The sequence below is a fragment of the Halorubrum sp. CBA1229 genome (genome assembly GCF_003721435.2).
Taxonomy (GTDB): domain Archaea; phylum Halobacteriota; class Halobacteria; order Halobacteriales; family Haloferacaceae; genus Halorubrum.
The window spans coordinates 1,699,570-1,720,276 of record NZ_CP054585.1; the positions used below are offsets into that span (position 1 = coordinate 1,699,570).

Genomic DNA, 20,707 nt, shown 5'->3' on the forward strand with positions numbered 1-20,707 from the left:
GACCTCACCCGCGCGACCGGTTAAAATCGCCGGGATCCGGAAGCGCGCGGTCAGGCCTCCGGCGGCGCCGCTGCCCGAGAGCGCGCCGCGCCGCCCCGCGACCGCCACCGATTTGCCCCTCGGCGCCCGAGACGAGATCGTGCAACCTGTCGAGCGGGCCGAGTTCGAGGGGGTCGACTACGGCTGGGTGATGCAGACGACGTTCGTGCTCACGATCCTCGTCGGCGCCCCGGTCGTCGCGGTCCTCTCCGCGTTCGTCACCCTCGACTCGTGGGGCGCCCGCGCCGCCTTCGCGGTCCGCGTCGGCGCGCCGATCTGGTTTACCACCGCCGTCGCCGTCGCGCTCTACGCGCGCCGGACCGACGCCGGGGACGGGGGCGTCGAGAGCGCCGGGGCCGAGGAGGCCGGAGGAGACGGCCCCGACGACACCGAGAACGAGGGGACGAGAGAGGACGACCACGACGACATCGAGGGCGAGGAGAACGACGACATCGAGGGCGAGGAGAACGACGACATCGAGGGCGAGGAGAACGACGACACCGGGAGCGAGGCTCCCGAGGCGACGACCGGACGGGAGGGCGATCGCGCGTCACGGTCGACCGGGCCGTCAAAGGACTGACCCCCTGCCGCGGGCCGGGTCCGTCGCCGTGGCTTCGGGTCCGTCGCCGCGGCTCTGAATCGCTCTCCCGCGATCTTCCTTTTAAACGACCGTGCGGCTCGGTCCGCCGGTCAGATCAGGTCCGCCACCCACGCGAACGCGACGCCAGCGCGCTCCGCCGCCGCCTCGTCGCGCGGCGAGTCGCCGACGAAGAGCGCGTCCTCGGGCGCCGCGCCGAGCCGATCGACCGCCGCGAGCAGCGACTCCGGCTCCGGCTTGTGTGACCCGACGGTGTCGCGCCCGACGATCGCGTCCGTGTCGAGCGCGTCGCCGAGGCCGTGAGCCTCGACGGCGATCCGGCACGCCTCCTCGCAGTTGAGCGAGCAGACGCCGGCCGGCGGCGTGCGCCCCCGATCGTCGGCCCCCTCGACCAGCCGCGCTCCGAGCGGGAGCAGCGTCGAGTCGCGCGCGCCGGCCCGCTCGTGGAGCGCGATCGCCTCTTCGACCGGATCGCCGATCCCGTACTCGTCGGCCGCCTCCAGCAGGCCCCAGAGCTCCTCGGTCGGCGGCTTGATCGCGTGCTTGGCGTACACGTCGAGCACGGACGACGCCACCGTCCCCCAGTCGACCGCGAGCTCGACGAGAGTCCCGTCGAGGTCGTAGACGACGGCGTCGTAGCCCGCGAGGCCGGGAACGGCGCCGTCGGCGCTCGAGGCGGCGCCGTCGGATCCGGGATCGCCCGTCATTTCCCCAACACCCCCCGCGCGATGATCGTCTTCTGGATCTCCGTGGTCCCCTCGTAGATCTCCGTGATCTTCGCGTCGCGGTAGAGCCGCTCGACGTCGAAGTCGGTCGTGTAGCCGTAGCCGCCGTGGATCTGGACGGCCTCGTTGGTCACCGACATCGCCGCCTCGCTGGCGCGGTACTTCGCCTTGGAGGCCGCGACGCGGTTGTCCTCGCCCGCCTCGGCCTGCCGGCACGCCTCGCGGACGAGCAGGCGGGCCGCGGAGACGTCCGTCGCCATCTCCGCGAACTTGTGGCGGATCGTCTGGATCTCGGCGATCGGCTCGCCGAACTGCTCGCGCTCGGCGGCGTACGCCGTCGCCTCGTCGAGCGCGGCCTGCGCGACGCCGACCGCCTGTGCCGCGATCCCGATCCGGCCGCCGGTCAGCGTCCGGAACGCGGCCGAGAGCCCCTTCCCCTCCTCGGTGAGCCGGTTCTCGGCCGGGACCCGACAGTCGTCGAAGCTGATTCCGGTCGTGTCGGAGGCGCGGAGCCCGAGCTTCTCCTCCTTCTTCCCGACTTCGAACCCCTCGACGTCGGCGGGGACGAGGAACTGGGTGATCGACCCGCGGCCGTCGTCGTCTCGTTCGGTGTCGTCGCTCTCGGGGTCGTCCCCCTCGCTCTCGGGGTCGACCGCCTTCGCGAAGACGATGGCGACGCCGCCCCGCGTCCCGTTCGTGATCCACTGCTTCTCGCCGTTCAGGACGTACTCGTCGGTCTCGGGGTCGTACTCGGCGGTCGTCGACATCTCCGCCGGATTCGACCCCGCGTGCGGTTCGGAGAGACAGAACATCCCGACCGGGCGCCCCTCGGCCGCCATCTCCGGGAGCCAGCGCTCCCGTTGGGTCTCGCTGCCGAACTCCGCGATACAGGAGGTGGCGAGGCAGTGGACGGACAGCGCGGTCGCGACCGCGAGGTGGCCGTACGCCAGCTCCTCGTTGACGACCGCGTAGGTCGTCTCGTCGGCGCCGAAGCCGCCGTACGCCTCGGGCGCCGTCAGCCCGGTCAGCCCCAGCTCCGCGAGCCCGTCCCAAGCGTCCTCCGGGAACGACTCCGTCTCGTCCGCCTCGCCGGCCCCGGGTCGGAGCTCCTCGACCGCGAACTCCCGGACGAGCTCCCGGATCGCCTCCTGTTCGTCGGTGAGCGACGAGCCGACGCGTGCGCCAGTCATGGCTTCGAGTTCGATCTCACACGGAAAAAGGTGAGCGATCGGGTGAGGTGGCCGGCGCGGCCGCTCGCGCCCTCGCGGCCCGCCGCTCGCGTCACTCCCAGAACGGGTAGAGTTCGTCGCGCGGCGGCTCCTCGATCCGGTCACCGTCGAGGAGGACGGTGCCGGCCTTCGCGTCGGCGGCGTCCGGAGTGTCGGCTCCCTCGGCGGCGTCGGAGCCGTCGCCGTCCCCCGCCGCCCGCACCTCGCCGATCTCGCCGACCGCGATCCCGGCGGCCGCCAGCGCGTCGGTCGCCTCGGCGACGCGCTCGGGCGGGACCGCCGCCAGCAGCGCGCCGGAGCCGAACGTCGCCAGCGGATCGACGCCCAACGCCGCACAGCAGGCCTCCGTTTCGGGTCGAACCGGCACCCGGTCGCGCTCGACCGCGAGGACCGCCTCGCTCGCGCTCGCGGTCTCGACGAGCGCGGTCAGCAGGCCGCCCTCGGTCGGGTCGTGCATGGCGGTCGCCGCGTCGCGGGCGGCGGCCGCGTCGGGGACGACGCTCACCTCGTCGAGGAACCCGGCGGCCGCGTCGAGCGTCGCGGCCGACACGCCCGCCTCGGCGCACTCATCCCGGAAGTCCGTCGCGAGGATCGCGGTCGCCTCGATCCCGGCGCCCTTCGTGAGGAGGAGCCGGTCCCCGGGGTCGGCCCCGCCGCTCGACACGAAGCGGTCCGTCGTCCCGAGCGCGGTCATCGAGCAGAGCGGGCGCTCCAGCGACGGCAACACCTCGGTGTGGCCGCCGACGATCGCGACCCCGAGGTCGCGCGCGGTCGCGTCCACCTGCTCCGCGACCGTCTGGCGGCGATCCGGGTCGTCGTCGGGGAGGAAGAGCGTGTGGGTGAGCCACCGCGGGTCCGCGCCGCTCGCGGCCACGTCGTTGCAGGCGACGTGGACCGCGAGCTCGCCCACTGAGTCCGCCGCCAGCGAGAGCGGGTCGGCGGCGACGACGAGGGTCGACTCCGCGCCGGTCAGGTCGATCGCGGCCGCGTCCTCGCCGTAGGCGGGGCCAACATCGACCGCCGCGTCGTCCGCCCCGGTCGCTTCGAGGACCGCCGCGAGCGCCTCGGGCCCGAGCTTCCCGGTCATCGGTCGCGCAGCCACGCGGCGACGTCGTCGGGGTCGGCGTCGAGCCCGCCGCCCTGCGCGAACGTCGGGCCGCCGCCCCCGCCGCCGCCGAACTCGTCGGTGACCGCGCGCACGACCGCGCCGGCGTCGAGCCCCTCGCCGCTCGCGTCGTCACCGCCGGTCGCCCCGTCCGCGACCGCCACGACCACGAACGGCGCGTCGCCCTCGCCGACCGCCGCGACCGCGTCGGGGGCGCCGTCGGTCGCGTCGCTCTCCTCACCGTCGCCCGCGAGGAGGGCCTCCGCCGGCTCTCGCAGGTCGTTCGGGTCGGCGCAGTCGACGGTTCCCACCGCCCACGTCGCCCCGTTGACCTCCGCGGTCGGGAACTCGGCGAGCCGGGCGGTCAGCAGGTCGGCGCGGGCCTCCCGGAGCTCGCCCTCCAACCGGTCGACCTCGCCGCGGAGGCGCTCGACCGCGTCGGGGAGGTCGCCGACCCGCGCGTCGAGGCTCGTCGCGGCGTCGAGCGCGGCGGCGTGGACCGCGGCGTCGTGGTCGATCGCGGTCGGCCCCACCGCGAACTCGACGCGCGTCACGCCCTCGCCGGGGTTCGACCGGTCCAGCACCGAGATCGGTCCGATCTCGCTCGTGTTCCGGACGTGGGTGCCGCCACAGGCCGCGACGTCCCACGCCGGCGCGGCGTCGTCGTCACCTCCCCCCGCCTCGCTCCCGTCGCCCGCACCGCTCCCGCCGACGGTGACGACGCGGACCGCATCGCCGCCGCTCATCGCGCCCTCCTCGGTCTTCGCGTTGAACGCGATCCCGTCGACCGCGCGGGCCTCGTCCGCCGGGAGCGTCTCCCACGAGACGGGCAGCGAGTCCCAGACGGCGCGGTTGGCGAGCCGCTCCAGTTCGACGAGGTCCTCGTCGTCGAGGGGCTCCGCTGTCGTCAGGTCCACCCGGACCTTCTCCGCGGAGATGTCGAACCCGGCGTAGCCGAGGTCCTCGCAGGTCCGGCGCGCGGCGCCGTAGAGCACGTGCGAGGCGGTGTGCGCGCGGGCGCAGTACGTCCGGAACGCGTCGTCCACGATCGCCGAGACCGTCTCGCCGACCGCGAGCGACCCCGGCGGCTCCTCGTCGAGCACGTGGACGACTCGGCCGTCGCGCTCGACCACGTCGTCGAGGAGGACGCCGTCGATCGTCCCTCTGTCGGCCGGCTGGCCGCCGGACTCGGCGTAGAAGTACGTCTCGCTCAGGACGACCTCGCGGCCGTCGACCGACTCCACCGTCGCCTCGAACTCCCTGACCTCGGGCTCCGCCGGCGCGCGTGACGCGGTCATGGACGGCCCGTGGTCGCCGTCGGATAAATAGGTGTTCGCCTCGGCGTTCGTTTATAAACGACTGCGGTGGCGCGCGCCTCCGAGCGGCCGCCCCGGCGGCCGCGAGGTGCGCGTGCGAGGGAGTCGCTGGCGCCGCTGGCGCCAGCGACGAGGCTGGGGAGGCGTGAGGTGCGGTCGCTGTGCGGTGTGGGGTGGGACTCAAAGGGGCAGCCGGGAGGTGGGCGCAGGCGACGCAAGCAGCGTGGCGCGTAGCGCCACGGGCAGCCGGCGGCGAAGCCGCCGGCGACACCGCAGGGAGCGAGTGAAACGAGCGACCGAGGAGCGCAGCGAGCGTGCGCCCGCCTCCCGGCTGGGGCTTTGGAAGTGTTCACCGCCGGTCTCTCAGCAACCATTTATAAACGAGCGGCTGGGGACTTAACAGTCTCTACCGTCGATCCGCGGTCGACCGAGACATCGAAAGAATCCTCGAAACCGACCGATGCGCGCCGCTCTCAGCCCTCGAGCTCGAACGCGACCTCGACCTCGGCCTGGTACTCCCGCGTCGGCGCGTTCTTGATCTCCACGCCGAACTCCTGTACCTCGGCCCAGTAGACGTTCTCGAGGGTGTCCTCGGCGCGGTCGATCGCCTCGTCGGCGGCGTCGTCGAAGCTCTCCTCGCTCGTCCCGATCAGTGTGATCTTTTTAAACACCATGTCGTACGCTAGTTACGCGCACGGTCATATAAAAACAGGTGGAATCCGGGGACGCCGTCAGGGGCTGCCGGGCGCGCCTTCCATCACCGCGAAGTCCTCGCCGTCGTCGTCGATACCGATGACCGCCCAGTCGTACGGGGGCTTCTTCGAGACGAGTCGGTCGCGGAGGTCGCCCGCCCGGCTGCGCCACGTCACGAAACACCGGAGCCGCGGCGTCTCGCCGCCGTCTGTCAGATACGGGTCCAGATCGTCGTCGTCCATACACAGCACCGTCACGAGCACACGTCGCCACTTCCGCTCCGCGACGAACTCTTGTCCGCCCTCGGAGACGGTGTACCCGAGTTCACGAAAGACGTCTCTGGCCTCCGTCGTCGGTGGGATGCTCGCAGTGGCCATCTACCTCGTCGTTCGCCGCCATCCGTGATAAACTTTCTCACGATTCCGCGGACCCGGTCACTCGCCCAGCAACGCGGCCGTTCACGCGCCGTTCCGTTGCGAACGATCACTCGCTCGGGGACCGCGCGCCCGGTCACTCGTGGGCGGCGTCCCACTCGTCGGGCTTCCGGATGTTGCCGCACTCCGTGCACTGGATCCGACCCATCGTGTCCATCGCGGTGTCGAACGACCCGCAGTTCCCGCAGCGGAACCCCCACCGGGCCGACCCGTCGGCGTCGGCGAACACGACGTAGAAGGGTCCCTCGGCGCCTCGCTCGACCATCGTCCGGTCGGTGTACACCCGTTCGCCGTCGGCAGTCGTCGACGCGTCGAGACTCATACCCGTCCGTAGCCGTCGGAGCCGTTTAAAAGCGTGAGTCGGCGGTCGGCGGGACCGCGCTCGGAGCGACAGCGACAGTCCGATCGCCCCGGAGCGTCGCGTTACGTCCGGAACGACTCGCCGCAGCCGCACTCGGAGACGACGTTCGGGTTCTCGACCTCGAAGCCGGCCGCCTGCAGGCCGTGCTCGTAGTCGAGTTTGCTCCCGCCGATGTAGTTCCGGCTCGCGGGGTCGACGAACACGCGGAGCCCGTGGTGCTCGACCACGAGGTCGTCCTCCTCCGGCTCCGTGTCGAACCGCATCCCGTACGACAGGCCCGCGCAGCCGCCCTGTTGGACGAACAACCGCAGGCCGGCCTCTTCCGTGTCGAGGTCCTCTCCCTCCAGCAGGGAGAGCGCCTCCTCCGCGGCGTCAGGGGTCACCTCGATCGCCGGGTCGCTCCCAGTGTCGACCGTTTCGGTGCTCATGCGAACGTCTTCCGTTCGCACGGTAAAAACCCTGCCGGCGGATCCCCATCGGTCGTTGGCGCAAACGGTTACGTCCGCCGCGCGATCCGCCCGATCGCCCCCACCGACGGTTCCGTCGCGCCAGTGCACCGAGCGCGTCGGCGTGACGACACGGTTTTGATTCGGTACCGAGTGAGTACGCGTATGACGGAGTCGCCGTCCCGCGTCGGCGTGCTCGCCGCGGGGGACCTCTCCGACGAACAGCGCGCCGCGTTCGAGTGGCTCGACGCTCGCGAAGGGGTTGCCGCCGAGGTCGTCCCGCTCGTCGCCGGTCCGTCCGGCGGCGACCGCGACGGCCCGTTCCGCCGGTTCGACGTCCTCTGGTGGCACCGCGCGGCGCCGCTCCACGACGCGGATCCCCTCGGGGACGCGGCGGCCGCGATCGACGACTTCCTCGCCGACGGCGGCGGGCTCCTCCTGACGCTCCGAGCGATGGCCTCGGTCGACCGGCTCTCCGTGGAGTCGGTCCCCCCGGACCGGGTCGGTACCGAGTCCCTCGCCGAACCGACCGGCGTCCTGTGGCGGTCGCTCTACGCCGACCACCCGGCGCTGGCGTCGCTAGAGGGGCTCCGACACCCGCTCCGCGACCGCGGCACTGTCCCGGCGGTGCGGTACGAGCGGGTGCTCCCCGAGCGCGGCGAGGCGCTCGCCTCGACCGTCCGCGGCGGCGGGGCCGTCCCCGACGAGGTGACCGCGGTCTCGTGGGCCGCCGACGACGGCGGCGCGGTCCTCGGCCTCGGCGCGCCCGTCCTGTTCGCCGACCCGCCCGCGGCGGCGGACGACCCGGCGGCCGACCGGCTCGCCGAGACGCGCGACCGGCTCGTCGCCGGCTGCCTCCGGAGCCTCGCCGTCGATGACGGGACGCCCGCCCGCCCGACCGACGCGGCCGACATGCGCCGCCTCCGCGAGCGCGTCGCCGACGCCGGCGAAGACGGTCCCGGCGGGCGACCGAAGTACCACCTCACCCCGCCGGCGAACTGGCTGAACGACCCGAACGGGCTGATCCGATGGGACGGTCGGTACCACGTCTTCTACCAGTACAACCCCGGCGGTCCGTACCACAACACCATCCACTGGGGCCACGCCGTCAGCGACGACCTCGTGACGTGGTCCGACGAGCCGGTCGCGCTCTCGCCGTCGCCCGACGGCCCCGACCGCGACGGCTGCTGGTCGGGCTGCGCAGTCGACGACGACGGCATCCCGACGCTGCTGTACACGGGGGGGAACGGCCGCGACCAGCTCCCCTGTCTCGCGACGACCGACGACCCCGGGCTCCGGACGTGGAACAAGTACGACGGGAACCCGGTCATCGAGTCGCCGCCGACCGACCTCGACGTGCTCGAGACCGAGCACTGGCGCGCCGAGTTCCGCGACCACAACGTCTGGCGCGAGGACGGGCGCTGGCATCACCTCATCGGTACCGGGCTCGCCGACGGCGGCGGCGCGGCCCTGCTGTACACCGGCGAGACGCTCACCGAGTGGCGGTACGAAGGTCCCCTGCTCACCGGCGGTCCCGACGCCGGCGCGGTGTGGGAGTGCCCCGAGCTGCTGGACCTGGGCGACCGCCGGATCCTCCACGTCTCCGACTACGAGAACGTCGTCTACTTCCTCGGCGACGTCGTCGACGGCGGGTTCGAGGTCGAGTCCGAGGGGTTACTCGACCACGGCGACTTCTACGCGCCGCAGTCGCTGAGGGACGCGAAGGGCGACGGCGCCGCGGGGGGAGACGGCGCCGAGGGCAACGACGACCCTGCGGGCGACGGCGCCGCGGGCGGTGACGACCCCGCGGGCGGCGACGCGGAGGGCGACGAGGCGACCGACCGGACGCTCACGTGGGGGTGGCTCCCCGAGGCCCGCGACGTCGAGGCGCAGTGGGAGGCCGGCTGGTCCGGGGCGCTCTCGCTCCCGCGCGTCATCGAGGCCGGTCCCGACGGTACGATCCGACAGCGTCCGGCCGACGAGGTGACCGAGCTCCGGACCGAGCGCCTCGCCGCCGGGGCGACCCTGGACCTCTCGCCCGGCGACCGCCGACGGCTCGACGTCTCCAGCGCGGCGATCGAGATCGAGGCGGAGATCGCGCTCGACGACGCTGACGCCGTCGAGCTGTCGGTGTTCGAGACGCCCGACCGGGCCGAGCGCACGCCGATCCGCTACGAGCGCGACGGCACGCTCTCCGTCGACCGGGCGCCGTCGAGCGACGACCGCCGCGCGTTCGCCGACCCCCAGTCGATGCCGGTCCCGCCGCACGACGAGCCGCTCTCGCTCCGGGTCTTCCTCGACCGGTCCGTGGTCGAGATATACGCGAACGGCCGGCACTGCCTGACGAGCCGGGTGTACCCGACCCGCGACGACGCGGTCGGAGTCTCGGCCGTCGCGGAGGGCGGCCGGGCGTCGATTTCGTCGCTGTCGGCGTGGGCGATGGGCGAGGCGATGCCGACCGGCGGTTCCGACTGACGGGTCAGTTCGCGTCGTCGCCGTCGCCAGCGCTCCTCCCGTCCCCGCCGCCGTCGAGAGCGCTCCCGCTCGCGCCGTCGACGAACGCCGCGTACCCGCCGGCCGCGCCGCCCTCGCGGATCTCGCCGGGGAGCGCGTCGCCGGCCGGGAGGTCGGACCCGTCGGCGGGCGGGAGCGGCTCGTCCGGGGTCGGGATCCGCCACGCGGCGAGGGCGCCGAGCAGTCGGGTCCGGTCGCCGTCGACCGCCAGCCGGAGCGTCGGCGCGAGCGTCCCGCCGAACCGGTCGCGCTGGTCGGCCTCCGGGAGGTCCGCGATCGCGTCCAGCGAGTCACCGGAGAAGTCGTGGTAGTTGAGGAAGCTCTGGACGAGCACCTCCTCCTCGTGCGCGAACGCCATCCACGAGTACGCCTGGAACGGCGCCTCCGGCGGGTTCGTGGCGACGAGCCCCGAGTCGTTCAGCGGGCGGTACTCGCCCCCGAACTCGTCGGCGACGAAGCCGTACAGGCCGTCGGGCCCGGTCACGCCCGGCGCGAACGTGTGGACGTGGCTGCAGACGAACAGGTAGTAGCGCCCGTCGGCGACGACGACGTGGGGGCGCTCGAGTTCCTGGTTCACCTCGACCGCGTCCAACAGCGGCGGCCGGAGCTCCCACGAGAGGGGGTCGCCGTCGGGCGAGACCGCGACGCCGACGCAGCCGTTGAACTCCCGTCGCTCGCTCGTCTCCGGGTCGTCGCCCGGTCGCTCGGGCGCCGGCGCGTTCGCCTCGAACAGCAGGTGCGTCTCGCCCGTCGCCGGGTCCTCGAAGAACCACGGGTCGCGGAAGGTGTAGATCATCCCCCGCGAGTCGGCCTCGGTCTCGTACCAGTCGCCGTCGGGCGTCAACAGGGTCTCGTGGGTCCACGGCCCCGAGAGCTCGATTCCCTCGGCCGACGCGGTCACGGTTCCGCCGTGCGCGACCGCGATCCGCTGGGTGTACGTCATCTCGTCGGCGGTCTCGTCGCCGGCGGCGGTGTAGTAGAGGTAGACGTCGCCGTCGTCGTACAGCGCGGAGCCGGCCCACTGGCGCTGGCCGAGCGCGCCCCCGTCGAAGACGGGGCCCGCGTCGCGCCAGGTCTCGCCGTCGGCGGAGTAGAAACACCGGATCTCGGCCACGTCGTGTCGCTTCCCGGGCAGGAGGTCGGCCGGCGCCGTCAGCGAGAAGGCGAGTCGGTACCCGTCGACGTCGGCGATCTCGCCATGTCGGTCCCGGAGCAGCCACGTGTCCCAGACGTGGAGCTCCGGAAACGGATCGACTTCCGGCGGGCCGGCCGCCGGCGCGACGTTCCCGTGCCGGCGCTCGATGGACGCGGCCTGCGCTCTCGTCCATCGCGGGCGAGGGGAGCGACCGTCGCTCCCCGACGTCTCGTGCATACGCTCTCTCCGCGACGAACCGAATAAAACCTTTTCAGTCGGGACGGCGCCGTGGTGTCGCTTCCGGTATCGGCGTGGTGTCGCTTCCGGTATCGCCCGCGTCGCGCTCCCGCTCTATCGCGGAAATAAAACGTTTTATTACAGCCGTGGTAGTCCTAGTCATGGCAAGAGGACGGACCGATCGAAACCAACCGAACCGTGCCCCGGTCTGGCGATCGCCTCCGATTCACGTCGCGGTCGACCGCGCGGAGGGGACCGTCACGGGGCGACGACCGACCGACGGTGAGGGATGAGAGTGGACCGCGCAGAACTCACAGAGACGCTGGAGGACGCCGGCCTCTCGCCGTATCAGGCCGACGCCTACGTCACCGTGCTGGAGCTCGGCGCCGCCCCGGTCACGCGGGTCGCCGACGCCAGCGGGGTGCCCGACCCGCGGATCTACGACGTGTTGCGCGACTTGGAGAGCGCCGGCTACATCGAGACGTACGAGCAGGAGTCGCTGTACGCCCGCGCGAACAGCCTCGACGAGATCACCGAGGACCTCCGGACGCGCGCGAGTCGGTTCACCGCGGCGACCGAGGAGATCGAGCGCCGCTGGAACGAGCCCTCCGTCGAGCAGTCGACCGTCAGCATCGTCACCCGGTTCGAGACGGTGATCAAGAACGCCGACGAGTTCATCCGCGAGGCCGAGACGCAGGTGAACGTCTCGCTCGGCGTCGAGCACTTCGAGCGGCTGCGCCCGGCGCTTCAGGCGGCCACCGAGCGCGGCGTCCGCGTCAACCTCTCGATCCACACCCCGGACGGCGACACCGAGGCGCTCCCGGACGCCGACGACCTCGCCGAGGTCTGCTCCGAGGCCCGTCACCGCCGGCTCCCCTCCCCGTTCGTGGTGATCGTCGACCGGACGAAGACCTGCTTCGCGCCCCACGCGGGCTCGACCAACGAGTACGGCGTGCTCGTCGACGACCGCACGCACACGTACGTGTTCCACTGGTACTTCCTGACGACCCAGTGGGACTCGTGGAAGCCGATCTACACGGTTCGCGACGACGAGCCGCCGATCGACTACATCGACATCCGGTACTGCGTCCGGGACGTCGCGCCGCTCCTCCGCGACGGGGCGACCGTCCGGATCCGAATCGAGGGGACCGACACCGAGAGCGGCGCCGACCGCGTCGTCGAGGGCGTCCTCTCGGACGTCGTGGTCACCGGCGACGACGACGCGGTCGGCGCCGACACCGTCGCCAGCTACGGCGGCCGGGTCGGGCTCATCGTCGAGACCGACGACGGCCCCGTCGAGGTCGGCGGCTGGGGCGCGATGGTCGAGGCCGTCGAGGCCCACCGGATCACGGTCGTCAGCGTCGACTGACCGGGTAGACGGCGCTCGTTTTCGTCGGGTTGAAGAAGGGATCCGCAACGAGGTTCGGCCGCGACGCCCGCTCTCGCGAGCGCGCGGGCGACCGGGGTCGCCTACTCCAGCGAGTGGGTGATCGCGTCGCCGCTCGCCCGGTCGAACAGGTGGACGTTCTCGCGGTCCATCACGATCCGGACGTCATCGCCCTCCTCGATGGTCGTGTCGGGCGCGAGGTTGATGAGGAGCTGCCCCTCGCCGCGACCCTCGGCGCTCGCCTCGACGTCGCGGTCGAACAGCAGGTAGGCGTTCACCTCCTTCCCCATCGGCTCGATGACGTCGACCACGGCGTCGAACGCCTTCGTCGGCGAGGCCGCCTTCCGGGAGTCCTCCGCTAAGAACACGTCCTCGGGGCGAATCCCGACCGTGAGATCCTGTCCCGGCGTGACCCCGTGGGTCTCGGGGTCGAAGTCGATCTGCGTGTACTCGGACTCGAAGCCGCCGTCGATGACCTCCCCTTCGAGGAAGTTCATCGCTGGCGATCCGATGAAGCCGGCGACGAACAGGTTCGCCGGCTCGTTGTAACACTCCAGCGGCGGCGCCACCTGCTGGAGCACGCCGCCGTCGATGACGGCGATGCGGTCGGACATCGTCATCGCCTGCGCCTGGTCGTGCGTGACGTAGATGATCGTCGTGTCCAGCTCGCGGTGGAGCCGCTGGAGCTGGGTGCGCATGTGGACCCGGAGCTCCGCGTCGAGGTTCGCCAGCGGCTCGTCCATCAGGAACGCGCCGGGGTTCCGGACGATGGCGCGGGCGATGGCGACGCGCTGTCGCTGTCCCCCCGACATCTCCTTGGGCATCCGGTCCATCATCCCCTCCAGTTGGACGATGTCGGCCGCCTCCTGAACGCGCCGGTCGATCTCCTCTTGGTCGTACTTCCGGAGCCGGAGCCCGAAGGAGATGTTGTCGTACACGTCCATGTGCGGGAACAGCGCGATGTTCTGGAACACCATGGAGATCCCCCGGTCCTTCGGCGGGAGATCCGTCACGTCGCGCCCGCCGATCTCTATCGTTCCCTCGGTGGGGAGCGTGAGCCCGGCGATCGTCTCCATCGTGGTCGACTTCCCGCAGCCGGAGGGGCCGACGAAGGTGACGAACTCGCCGTCCTCGATCTCCAGGCTCATGTTGTCGACCGCCGTTACGTCCTCGTACCGTTTCGTGATTCCCTCTAGTTTGACTGATGCCATGGTTACTCCTTGACCGCCCCCGTGGTGAGTCCGCTCACGATCTTCTCCTGTGCGACGACGACGAGGATGGCGACCGGCAGCACCGCGATGATGCTGGCGGCCGCCATGAGGTTGTACAGCACCTCGAACTCGCCCTGGAACCGCAGTATCCCTTCGAGCATCGGCGCCCAGTTGCCCGGCCGCCCGTCGGTCATCAGCGAGCTGAAGAAGTACTCGTTGTACACCGAGATGAACGTCAACACCCCCGCGGTCGCGACGCCCGGCGCCGACAGCGGGACGATAACGCGGAACAGCGCGCCGATCCGCGTCGTCCCCTCGACCCGGGCCGCGTCCTCCAGCCCGTCGGGGATCTGCGAGTAGAACGTCATCAGGATGAATATCGACAGCGGCAGGAAGATCGCCGACAGCGGGATGAAGATCGCGTACGGGGTGTTGTACAGCGACCCGGCGGATATCAGCGGCCGCAACACGTCGACGTTGGTGTTGAACAGCCGGTTCAGCGGGATGAAGAACGCCGCCGGCGGGAAGAAGGACGTGACGAGCACCAGGAGTAGCATCACGTTGCGCCCGCGGAACCGGAGGCGGCCGAACACGTAGCCGGCGAGGCTCCCCACGAGCAGCACCGCCACGGTCGCGATCGTCGCGATCAGGAAGCTGTTGAACACGTACCGGTGGAACGGCAGCGTGGTGAACACCTCGATGAACGCCGCCGGGTTGAAGCCGGCCGGGAGGAACACGCCCACCTCGGAGAGGTTGTTCCGCGGCGTCACCGCGACGACGAACAGCCAGTAGAACGGGAACAGCGTCGTGACGAGGAAGAAGATCGTCGCGACGTAGAACGACGCCCGGTACGCGCGGTCCGGATTGGTGATCATCTTCGCGGCCCACGCCTCGATCAAGCCCCGGTCGAGCTCCGGTTCGTCGGCGGTCGGGTCGGCGACCGGCTGATCGACCGTCTCGGCGTCGGCGACCCCGCCGTCGGGGACGGCGTCGACGGCAGTCTCGTCCGCGACGGGCTCCGACTCGTCCCCCGTCTCGCTCGGGCGGTCGGTCATGCGACACCCCCCTCGCTGTCGCGCAGCGCGAGCAGGTACAACACGACGAATCCGCTGATGACGACGGCGGTCAGGAACGCGACGGCGGAGGCCGTCGCCCAGCGCCGGCTGTTCTGGAGCGCGATGATCACGAGACAGGTCAGCGACGGCACGGTCTCACAGCCCGCCGTGGCGTCGATGAGCCCGTAGATCCGCATCGCGTCCATCGTCCGGAACAGCATCGCGACGAGCAGCGCCGGCGCCACGAGCGGCAGGGTGATGTACCGGAACCGCTGCCAGGGCGAGGCACCCGACACCTCCGCGACGTCGTAGAGCCCGCGGTCGATGCTCTGAAGCCCCGCCAAGATGAGCAGCGCCATGAACGCCGTCGTCTTCCAGATGTCGGCGACGAGCACGATTAAAAAGGAGTCCGTGCTGCTCGACAGCGGATTGTCGCCGAACACCCCGAGCCACTGCATGAACTCGGTCCCGAACCCGATGGTCGGGTTGAAAAGCAGGAAGAAGATCATCCCCTGGATGACGATGGGGATGGCCCACGGGATGATGATCGACACGCGGACCCAGCGGCGACCGTAGAAGTCCTGGTCGAGCACCAGGGCCTGCCCGAACCCGATCGTCGTCTCGAACAGGACGCTGACGATCGCGAACGCCAGCGTGACGAACAGCGCCTGCTGCAGGAACGGCGCCCCGAACGTGACGAACGGGAACGAGTCCGTGGTGGATATCGAGATGAACTGCTGGGTGAAGTTCGTGTCGCCGGTCAGCAGGTCGACGTAGTTGTCGAGGCCGATGAACTCGCCGAACGGGTCGGCGGACGCGACGGCGTCGGCGAGCAGCGAGAAGCGGAACGTCTCGATCAGCGGGTAGAAGGCGACGAGCGCGAGCAGCGCGAACGCAGGGATCAGCAGGACGTAGGCGTACACCTCCTCGCTCTGCGTCTCCAGCCAGTTGAGCGGGCGGGCGAGCAGCGATCCCCCCTCGTCCGCTCGCGTGTCGGTTGACATTCTCGGTTCCTCTTATTGGGCGAGGTCGGACTCGATATCACCGAGCGAGCTCTCCAGGTCGGACATGGCCTCCTCGGGCGACTTCTCGCCCTGATAGGCCGCCGAGACCTCGGAGGCGACCTGCGGACTCTGGTCGGGCCAGGCCACCGTGACGGGACGCGGCACCGTGTTCTGCCCGGCCACCGCGAGCGTGTCGAGGAAGTTACCGAGCGCGCCGACCTCCTCGGGGTCGACCGACTCGGTGACCGACGGGTCCGGCGGGAGGTACCCGCCCTCGGCGAAGTTGCTCTGCATGACATCCTCGTTGGCGAACGCCTCCAGCACCTGGACGCACTCGTCGAGCCGCTGGGTGTTCGGGTTGATCGTGAGGTGCCACCCGCCGAGCGCCCCGGCGGGACCGCCGGTCCCCTCGTAGTCGCCCTCGCCGGCCTCGACGCCGTACGGGAGCGGCATCACGTCGTAGTCGGCCTGCTCGAACGAGTCCGAGTCGAGGTTGATCGGGATCGCGTACGGCCAGTTCCGGTGGAAGATCGCGTTGCCGGACGTGAACGGCTCCCGGGCCGGCTCCTCGGTGAACGACAGCAGGTCCGTCGTCGAGATCTGCGGGAAGTCGGGGTGGGCGTACTCCGCGTCCGGCCCCTCCATGAACGACCGCATCATGCGGATCGTGTCGTGGACGGGCTCCTCGTTGACGGTGATCGGCCGGTCGCCGATCGGCCCGAAGAGGTTCTCGTGGTCGCCGAAGTACGCGCCGCCGAAGGCGGTCATCGTCTCGTTGAACGTACAGCAGGACAGCCCGACGTAGTTGTCGGCCTGCGTGGTGAACGCGTAGTCGAAGTCGCCGCCCTGACCGCCGTTCTGCTCCCAGACGTCGGCGGCGATCTCGGCGAACTCCTGCCAGCTCATCGGCTCGGTCGCCCAGTTCTCGCCCTCCGGGTCGTAGCCGGCCTCCTCGACGAGGTCCTTTCGGTAGTGCATCACCGGGTAGTCCGGGAACAGCGGCAGCCCGTACAGGTCGCCGCTACCCGGGTCGCTCGCCGTGCTCACGGCGCTCTCTAGGTAGTCGCTCTGGACGTAATCGACCGTCTCCGAGGAGAGCTCCTCGCTCAGGTTCACGAGCTGTCCCCGGGCGATGAACGGGATCGTCCAGCCGGAGTCCATCATGAAGATGTCCGGGCTCGCTCGCCCGGCGTCCAGCGCCGACGTGAACTCGGACCGGCGCGCGCCCGACTCGAAGTCGCCCGGCAGGATCTCGACCTCGATCGACTCGTCGAGCCCGGCGTCGTACAGGCTCTGACTGACGGTGTCGGAGATGCCCTGCCACTCGCTGTCCATCGTGATCTGGATCGGTCCGTCGCCGCCACCGCCGCCGGAACAGCCGGCGAGACCGATTGCCGCCCCCGCGGCACCGGTTGTTTCCAGGAACCGCCGTCGTGATACCCCCACGCGACCGCCGTCGTGATCGGACTCTCTGTCGACCATTACAGCTGTTGTTACAAAATACGCCCGTATATAATTATTGATGCCAATAGTCGTGTTCACCGCCCGCGGGCCGCCGCGACGGTCGCCGGTCAGGTACCATTCCGCCCGTTGCTGCTAACTGAACTCACGTTCGGCCGCCGCGAGCCGTCGGCTCCGGCGGAACGGCTATGGGCCCCGAGCGACGAGAGGCGTCCACGCATGGGTACCACCGGCGCGGTCGCGAGGCGGGTACGTGACGGGGCGGTCCAGTGGCTCGAACGCGTGTTCTTCGGCGGGGCCGAGCTCTCGGTGCTGTCGACGCCCGCGTTCGTCGTGGTGCTCGTCCTCCAGACGCGCTACCCGGACGCGATCCCGATCGCCGGGCTGCTCGCGATCGCGACCGGCAGCGTCGCCATCGCGCTGTTCCGGGCCGAGACGATCGACGTCGGGGCGTGGCCGCGTCGCGGCGAGCTCGCCACCGTCCCGCTCCGCGTCGGCTACTTCAGCGCCCTCTTCGCGCTCGCGAGCGCTGGCGTCGGGGCGGGCGCGGTGGCGGCCGGCTCGCTGTGGCTCGCGCTGCTCGGGGGCGTCGTCCAGCCCCTCGGCCTCGCGGCGTTCCCGAGCGTCTACCGCGCCGTCCACGGCGAACCGCTCCAGCACGCGGCCGCCGAGCTATGAGCGGCGACGCCGAACCGGGCGACGGGTCGCTCCGCGCCGCCGTCCGGGCCGCGCTCGGCTCGGTCGCCGACCCGGAGCACACGGGCGAGAACCGCTGTCTCCCGTGCACCCTCGTCAACGCGGTCGGCGTCGCGGTCGCCGCCGCGCTCCTCTCCCGCCGTAGCCGGTCGCTCGGGCTCCTCGTCGCCGCCGCCGGCGCGGCGGCGGTCTGGCTCCGCGGCTACGTCGTTCCCGGGACGCCCCGCTTCGCCCCGCGGCTCGTCGAGCCGCTCCCGATCGACATCGGCCCCGACCATCCGGACGACCTCGGGTCGGGCTCGCTCGCCGCCGACGGACCTAACTCGCTCGCCGACGAGCGAGCGGACGTGACCGACGCTCACGGAGATGTCGCCGACGCTCTCGGAGACACCGACACGGAAGACGCTGCCAACGCCGAAGACGCCGACGCTCACGGAGACGCCGAAGACGCCGACGCTCGCGGAGACGCCGACACGGCGCCTCCCGACGACCCCGCCGACGTCGACTCAGACGGCATCGGCGACGGCGACGCGGTCGACCCCGAGACCGTGATGACCGCCCTCGTCGACGCCGACGCCCTCGTCGACGACGGGGAGACCCTCGTCCTCGACGAGGCGTTCCGCGACGCGCTGTACGACCGGATGGGGGCGCTCCGCGAGGGCTCGGACGAGGCGCTCGCCGAGCGCGCGGCGGCGATCGCGGGCCCCGACGTCGACGGGCAGGTCCACGACGGCCGGATCCTGCTCGCGGGGAGCCGAGACGCGTGGCTGAGCCGCCCGGTCGCGATCGCGGAGACGGCCGCCGGCGAGGCGCTCCGCGAGCGCGGCGTCGACGACGCGGTCTCCCGCGCGGCGGCGCGCCCGCTCCGCGCGTTCCTCGACGCGTGTCCGGTCTGCGACGGCCCCGTCCGCGAGACGACGCTGCGGAACTGCTGCGGCGGCCCTGGCGGGATCAGCGGGAACCCGGAGCGACCGGTCCGCGCCTGCGCCGACTGCGACGCGATCGTTTTCGCCGACCGCTCCTGAGGTCCCCGAGGGCCCGCTCACCGTCGACAGACACAATCCGTTCCGGTCCGATCACCGGGTATGAGTGCCGTTGGCACGGGGGAGCTACTCTTCCGGCTCGCGGTCGCCGCGCTCGCGCTCGCCGGCCCGACGGTCCTCTACCTCGGGCTCTGGCGCTTTCTCGAGTGGCTCCGCGACGACGCGCTCATCGACCGCCTCGCGGCCCGCGGGGCGGTCGAGAAGCCCCGTCCGGCGGCGGCCGACGTGCTCGCGTCCGCGACGGCGGGGGTCGACGGGCGGCGCTGTCCGGCGTGCGGGACCACGGTCATCGTCGGCGCGACGCGCTGCGGGAACTGTCAGGCCGAGGTCGGTGCGGACGAAGCGTAACCGGTCGTCCGGGGGCGCCGTCCGCCCCGTCGCCGGCGCAGCCGTTCACTCCGTCGTCGGTGCGGTCCCTCACCCGTCGCCGACGCGGCCGTGTGAATCTCGCTCCGGTCCGCGGTACGCTTTAGACGCTGCGACTCCCGTGCCCCCCATGAGCCTCCCGTCCGAGGCGGCGTTCGCCCGGCGGTACCGGGCGCTCTCGCCAGCCGAGCGCCGCGGGTTCGTCGCCGCGCTGTGGGCCGCTCGCGGCTGGGAGACCGCCCGCGAGGCGGACGCGCCGAACGTCGTGGTCGCCCGCCGCGACGGGCGAACGCGGCGCGTCGCGGTCGGGACGCCCGTCCCGGACGACGCCGACGCGGTGGTCGGCGACGGGACGCCTCGCATCCTCTCGGCGTCCCCCCGCTCGCGGGCCGAGGCGGTCGGGGCCCCGCACGTCTCGCCGGCCGACCTCCGCGAGCGACTGCTGTACGGGCTCGACCGAGACGCGGCGGACCGGCTGTACCACGACCACTTCGGCGTCGACCTCGCGGCCGCCGGGGCGGCCGACGCCGCGGACGCGCGGTCCCTCCGGCGTCGGTTCCGCCGAGTCCGACGGTCGGCGGTCGCCGACGGGCGGTCCGCGCTCGGCGTCGTCGCCGTCGCGGCCCTGCTGGTGGCGGCCGCGGCGGTCTTCGCCGCAGGCGGTCCCTCGGCGCTCGCCGATGTCGCCGGACTCGGCTCCGACGCCGAGGCCGCTGACCCGGTTCCCCCGTCGCCGCCGGCCGACGGGGAGTACGCGGCCGCCGCGGACGCCATCGGCACCGCGGAGTCGGCGGAGCGCGGCGCGGCCACGCTCGACGACGCGGCGTACCTGGGACTCTACGAGGACGCCCTCACGGGGACCGTGGGGTCCACGGCGCGGACGCCGCCCGGCGTCTTCCTGACCGGGGTGTACGACGCGGACGCGCTCGCCGACGCCCACGTCGCCACCGCGACGAACCTCTCGTCCGCGTCCGTGCTCCTGGTCGCGTCGGGACCGTCGAACGCGACCGACCTCGACGCCTCGACCGGCGGGCGCGTGGGGATCGCCGGCGACGGGGGCGTCGAACTGGCGGTCGCGTCGGAGCGCCGGTACCGGCTCGCCGGCTCCGCGAACGCGTCGATCGTGAACGCGACCCACGACGGGACCGCCGAGGTGTTCGCCGACGGCGGGCCCGTCTACGAGCGGACCGCAGGACCGGCCGGCGTCGAGACCCGTCGGGTCCGGCCCGCCGCGGCGCCGAACGCGACGGCGCTCGTCGGCGCGGTCGCCGCGGAGCCGATCCGGCGGTTCCTGAACGGGAGCGAGTCGACGGTCGGCCCGGCCGCCACGGAGCTCCCGCTGTACCGGATCGAGGTGAGCGGCGAACCGGGCGCGCTCGGCGACGACGTCCGGGCGTTCCGGACGGTCGCGTTCGTCACGGCCGACGGGCTCGTCCTCGAGCTGCGGGCCGCGTACGTCCACGAGCCGACCGGCGAGCGCGTCCGGGTCGCGTTCCGGTACGACCGCCTCGGCGACACCGCCGCGGTCCCGCCGGCGTGGTATCTCGAGGCCTCCCCGGACGGCGACGCCGGGGCGTCGACCTGACGGCCGCCCGTCCCGCCGTCGGGTTCCCTCGCTGCACGTAGTCGCCGTCGCCCTCAACCGCCGCCGG

The 20,707-nt window shown here is 71.9% G+C and carries 20 protein-coding genes; 7 read left to right on the forward strand and 13 right to left on the reverse strand.

What is annotated here, in order from left to right; translation table 11 throughout:
* Nucleotides 1-139: 139 nt before the first annotated feature.
* Entirely contained in the window at nt 140-619 is a 480-nt protein-coding gene (locus Hrr1229_RS18165) for a DUF5822 domain-containing protein (protein ID WP_255212473.1), read from the forward strand.
* A 110-nt stretch (nt 620-729) separates the two neighbouring features.
* Here the strand turns inward: Hrr1229_RS18165 and Hrr1229_RS08380 are convergent, their stop codons facing one another.
* From Hrr1229_RS08380 to Hrr1229_RS08415, 8 genes are all read right to left on the reverse strand, one after another.
* Nucleotides 730-1,344 carry an HAD-IA family hydrolase gene (locus Hrr1229_RS08380; RefSeq protein ID WP_123113323.1) on the reverse strand — a complete coding sequence of 205 codons (615 nt, stop codon included), beginning with the start codon at nt 1,342-1,344 and terminating at the stop codon, nt 730-732.
* Nucleotides 1,341-2,552 (reverse strand): acyl-CoA dehydrogenase family protein, encoded by a 1,212-nt coding sequence (locus tag Hrr1229_RS08385; RefSeq protein ID WP_123113322.1) that lies wholly within the window; start codon nt 2,550-2,552, stop codon nt 1,341-1,343. Before Hrr1229_RS08385 ends, Hrr1229_RS08380 begins: the two co-directional genes overlap by 4 nt.
* A gap of 91 nt (nt 2,553-2,643) precedes the next feature.
* Nucleotides 2,644-3,678 carry an AIR synthase family protein gene (locus Hrr1229_RS08390; RefSeq protein ID WP_123113321.1) on the reverse strand — a complete coding sequence of 345 codons (1,035 nt, stop codon included), beginning with the start codon at nt 3,676-3,678 and terminating at the stop codon, nt 2,644-2,646.
* On the reverse strand, nt 3,675-4,994 hold the full coding sequence (locus Hrr1229_RS08395) for an alanine--tRNA ligase-related protein (RefSeq protein ID WP_123113320.1): 1,320 nt from the start codon (nt 4,992-4,994) through the stop codon (nt 3,675-3,677). The genes Hrr1229_RS08390 and Hrr1229_RS08395 overlap by 4 nt, the downstream gene beginning before the upstream one ends.
* 491 nt (nt 4,995-5,485) lie before the next feature.
* Entirely contained in the window at nt 5,486-5,686 is a 201-nt protein-coding gene (locus tag Hrr1229_RS08400) for a dodecin (RefSeq protein WP_094525211.1), read from the reverse strand.
* Nucleotides 5,687-5,743: 57 nt separating this feature from the next.
* Nucleotides 5,744-6,082 carry a hypothetical protein gene (locus Hrr1229_RS08405; protein WP_123113319.1) on the reverse strand — a complete coding sequence of 113 codons (339 nt, stop codon included), beginning with the start codon at nt 6,080-6,082 and terminating at the stop codon, nt 5,744-5,746.
* A 133-nt stretch (nt 6,083-6,215) separates the two neighbouring features.
* A complete protein-coding gene (locus Hrr1229_RS08410; protein WP_123113318.1) occupies nt 6,216-6,461 on the reverse strand; it encodes a DUF5816 domain-containing protein in 246 nt (81 codons plus the stop codon).
* Between the two features lie 101 nt (nt 6,462-6,562).
* The gene (locus Hrr1229_RS08415; protein ID WP_123113317.1) at nt 6,563-6,928 is read right to left on the reverse strand and encodes an iron-sulfur cluster assembly accessory protein; all 366 of its coding nucleotides are present in this window, start codon (nt 6,926-6,928) and stop codon (nt 6,563-6,565) included.
* Between the two features lie 183 nt (nt 6,929-7,111).
* Between Hrr1229_RS08415 and Hrr1229_RS08420 the strand changes: the two genes are divergently transcribed.
* Complete coding sequence (locus Hrr1229_RS08420) at nt 7,112-9,421, forward strand: glycoside hydrolase family 32 protein (RefSeq protein WP_123113316.1); 2,310 nt, start codon at nt 7,112-7,114, stop codon at nt 9,419-9,421.
* A gap of 4 nt (nt 9,422-9,425) precedes the next feature.
* On the opposite strand, the gene Hrr1229_RS08425 is transcribed toward Hrr1229_RS08420, so the two are convergent.
* On the reverse strand, nt 9,426-10,832 hold the full coding sequence (locus tag Hrr1229_RS08425) for a glycoside hydrolase family 68 protein (protein WP_123113315.1): 1,407 nt from the start codon (nt 10,830-10,832) through the stop codon (nt 9,426-9,428).
* Between the two features lie 289 nt (nt 10,833-11,121).
* On the opposite strand from Hrr1229_RS08425, the gene Hrr1229_RS08430 reads away from it, so the two are divergent.
* The gene (locus Hrr1229_RS08430) at nt 11,122-12,201 is read left to right on the forward strand and encodes a TrmB family transcriptional regulator (RefSeq protein WP_123113314.1); all 1,080 of its coding nucleotides are present in this window, start codon (nt 11,122-11,124) and stop codon (nt 12,199-12,201) included.
* 101 nt (nt 12,202-12,302) lie between these two features.
* Here Hrr1229_RS08430 and Hrr1229_RS08435 read toward each other — a convergent pair whose 3' ends face one another.
* The 4 genes from Hrr1229_RS08435 to Hrr1229_RS08450 are packed head-to-tail and all read right to left on the reverse strand — an operon-like array spanning nt 12,303 to nt 16,971.
* Complete coding sequence (locus Hrr1229_RS08435; RefSeq protein ID WP_176329386.1) at nt 12,303-13,430, reverse strand: ABC transporter ATP-binding protein; 1,128 nt, start codon at nt 13,428-13,430, stop codon at nt 12,303-12,305.
* Between the two features lie 2 nt (nt 13,431-13,432).
* Nucleotides 13,433-14,485: a carbohydrate ABC transporter permease gene (locus Hrr1229_RS08440; protein ID WP_123113313.1), complete on the reverse strand. Its 1,053-nt coding sequence runs from the start codon at nt 14,483-14,485 to the stop codon at nt 13,433-13,435.
* Complete coding sequence (locus Hrr1229_RS08445; protein WP_123113312.1) at nt 14,482-15,489, reverse strand: sugar ABC transporter permease; 1,008 nt, start codon at nt 15,487-15,489, stop codon at nt 14,482-14,484. The genes Hrr1229_RS08440 and Hrr1229_RS08445 overlap by 4 nt, the downstream gene beginning before the upstream one ends.
* A gap of 12 nt (nt 15,490-15,501) precedes the next feature.
* A complete protein-coding gene (locus Hrr1229_RS08450) occupies nt 15,502-16,971 on the reverse strand; it encodes an extracellular solute-binding protein (RefSeq protein ID WP_123113311.1) in 1,470 nt (489 codons plus the stop codon).
* A gap of 198 nt (nt 16,972-17,169) precedes the next feature.
* On the opposite strand from Hrr1229_RS08450, the gene Hrr1229_RS08455 reads away from it, so the two are divergent.
* The 4 genes from Hrr1229_RS08455 to Hrr1229_RS08470 all read left to right on the forward strand — a co-directional run bounded on the left by Hrr1229_RS08455 (nt 17,170) and on the right by Hrr1229_RS08470 (nt 20,640).
* Nucleotides 17,170-17,628 (forward strand): hypothetical protein, encoded by a 459-nt coding sequence (locus Hrr1229_RS08455; protein ID WP_123113310.1) that lies wholly within the window; start codon nt 17,170-17,172, stop codon nt 17,626-17,628.
* Nucleotides 17,625-18,671 carry a hypothetical protein gene (locus tag Hrr1229_RS08460; RefSeq protein ID WP_123113309.1) on the forward strand — a complete coding sequence of 349 codons (1,047 nt, stop codon included), beginning with the start codon at nt 17,625-17,627 and terminating at the stop codon, nt 18,669-18,671. The genes Hrr1229_RS08455 and Hrr1229_RS08460 overlap by 4 nt, the downstream gene beginning before the upstream one ends.
* Nucleotides 18,672-18,731: 60 nt before the next feature.
* Nucleotides 18,732-19,037 carry a hypothetical protein gene (locus Hrr1229_RS08465; RefSeq protein ID WP_123113308.1) on the forward strand — a complete coding sequence of 102 codons (306 nt, stop codon included), beginning with the start codon at nt 18,732-18,734 and terminating at the stop codon, nt 19,035-19,037.
* 148 nt (nt 19,038-19,185) lie between these two features.
* Nucleotides 19,186-20,640: a hypothetical protein gene (locus Hrr1229_RS08470; RefSeq protein ID WP_123113307.1), complete on the forward strand. Its 1,455-nt coding sequence runs from the start codon at nt 19,186-19,188 to the stop codon at nt 20,638-20,640.
* The last annotated feature ends 67 nt before the right edge of the window (nt 20,641-20,707 follow it).

Excerpts from the sequence above, each read along its gene's own strand:
- Hrr1229_RS08380 (WP_123113323.1), bottom strand. The coding sequence starts at position 1,344 with ATGACGGGCGATCCCGGATCCGACGGCGCCGCCTCGAGCGCCGACGGC.
- Hrr1229_RS08385 (WP_123113322.1), bottom strand. The coding sequence starts at position 2,552 with ATGACTGGCGCACGCGTCGGCTCGTCGCTCACCGACGAACAGGAGGCG.
- Hrr1229_RS08390 (WP_123113321.1), bottom strand. The coding sequence starts at position 3,678 with ATGACCGGGAAGCTCGGGCCCGAGGCGCTCGCGGCGGTCCTCGAAGCG.
- Hrr1229_RS08395 (WP_123113320.1), bottom strand. The coding sequence starts at position 4,994 with ATGACCGCGTCACGCGCGCCGGCGGAGCCCGAGGTCAGGGAGTTCGAG.
- Hrr1229_RS08400 (WP_094525211.1), bottom strand. The coding sequence starts at position 5,686 with ATGGTGTTTAAAAAGATCACACTGATCGGGACGAGCGAGGAGAGCTTC.
- Hrr1229_RS08405 (WP_123113319.1), bottom strand. The coding sequence starts at position 6,082 with ATGGCCACTGCGAGCATCCCACCGACGACGGAGGCCAGAGACGTCTTT.
- Hrr1229_RS08410 (WP_123113318.1), bottom strand. The coding sequence starts at position 6,461 with ATGAGTCTCGACGCGTCGACGACTGCCGACGGCGAACGGGTGTACACC.
- Hrr1229_RS08415 (WP_123113317.1), bottom strand. The coding sequence starts at position 6,928 with ATGAGCACCGAAACGGTCGACACTGGGAGCGACCCGGCGATCGAGGTG.
- Hrr1229_RS08420 (WP_123113316.1), top strand. The coding sequence starts at position 7,112 with ATGACGGAGTCGCCGTCCCGCGTCGGCGTGCTCGCCGCGGGGGACCTC.
- Hrr1229_RS08425 (WP_123113315.1), bottom strand. The coding sequence starts at position 10,832 with ATGCACGAGACGTCGGGGAGCGACGGTCGCTCCCCTCGCCCGCGATGG.
- Hrr1229_RS08430 (WP_123113314.1), top strand. The coding sequence starts at position 11,122 with ATGAGAGTGGACCGCGCAGAACTCACAGAGACGCTGGAGGACGCCGGC.
- Hrr1229_RS08435 (WP_176329386.1), bottom strand. The coding sequence starts at position 13,430 with ATGGCATCAGTCAAACTAGAGGGAATCACGAAACGGTACGAGGACGTA.
- Hrr1229_RS08440 (WP_123113313.1), bottom strand. The coding sequence starts at position 14,485 with ATGACCGACCGCCCGAGCGAGACGGGGGACGAGTCGGAGCCCGTCGCG.
- Hrr1229_RS08445 (WP_123113312.1), bottom strand. The coding sequence starts at position 15,489 with ATGTCAACCGACACGCGAGCGGACGAGGGGGGATCGCTGCTCGCCCGC.
- Hrr1229_RS08450 (WP_123113311.1), bottom strand. The coding sequence starts at position 16,971 with ATGGTCGACAGAGAGTCCGATCACGACGGCGGTCGCGTGGGGGTATCA.
- Hrr1229_RS08455 (WP_123113310.1), top strand. The coding sequence starts at position 17,170 with ATGGGTACCACCGGCGCGGTCGCGAGGCGGGTACGTGACGGGGCGGTC.
- Hrr1229_RS08460 (WP_123113309.1), top strand. The coding sequence starts at position 17,625 with ATGAGCGGCGACGCCGAACCGGGCGACGGGTCGCTCCGCGCCGCCGTC.
- Hrr1229_RS08465 (WP_123113308.1), top strand. The coding sequence starts at position 18,732 with ATGAGTGCCGTTGGCACGGGGGAGCTACTCTTCCGGCTCGCGGTCGCC.
- Hrr1229_RS08470 (WP_123113307.1), top strand. The coding sequence starts at position 19,186 with ATGAGCCTCCCGTCCGAGGCGGCGTTCGCCCGGCGGTACCGGGCGCTC.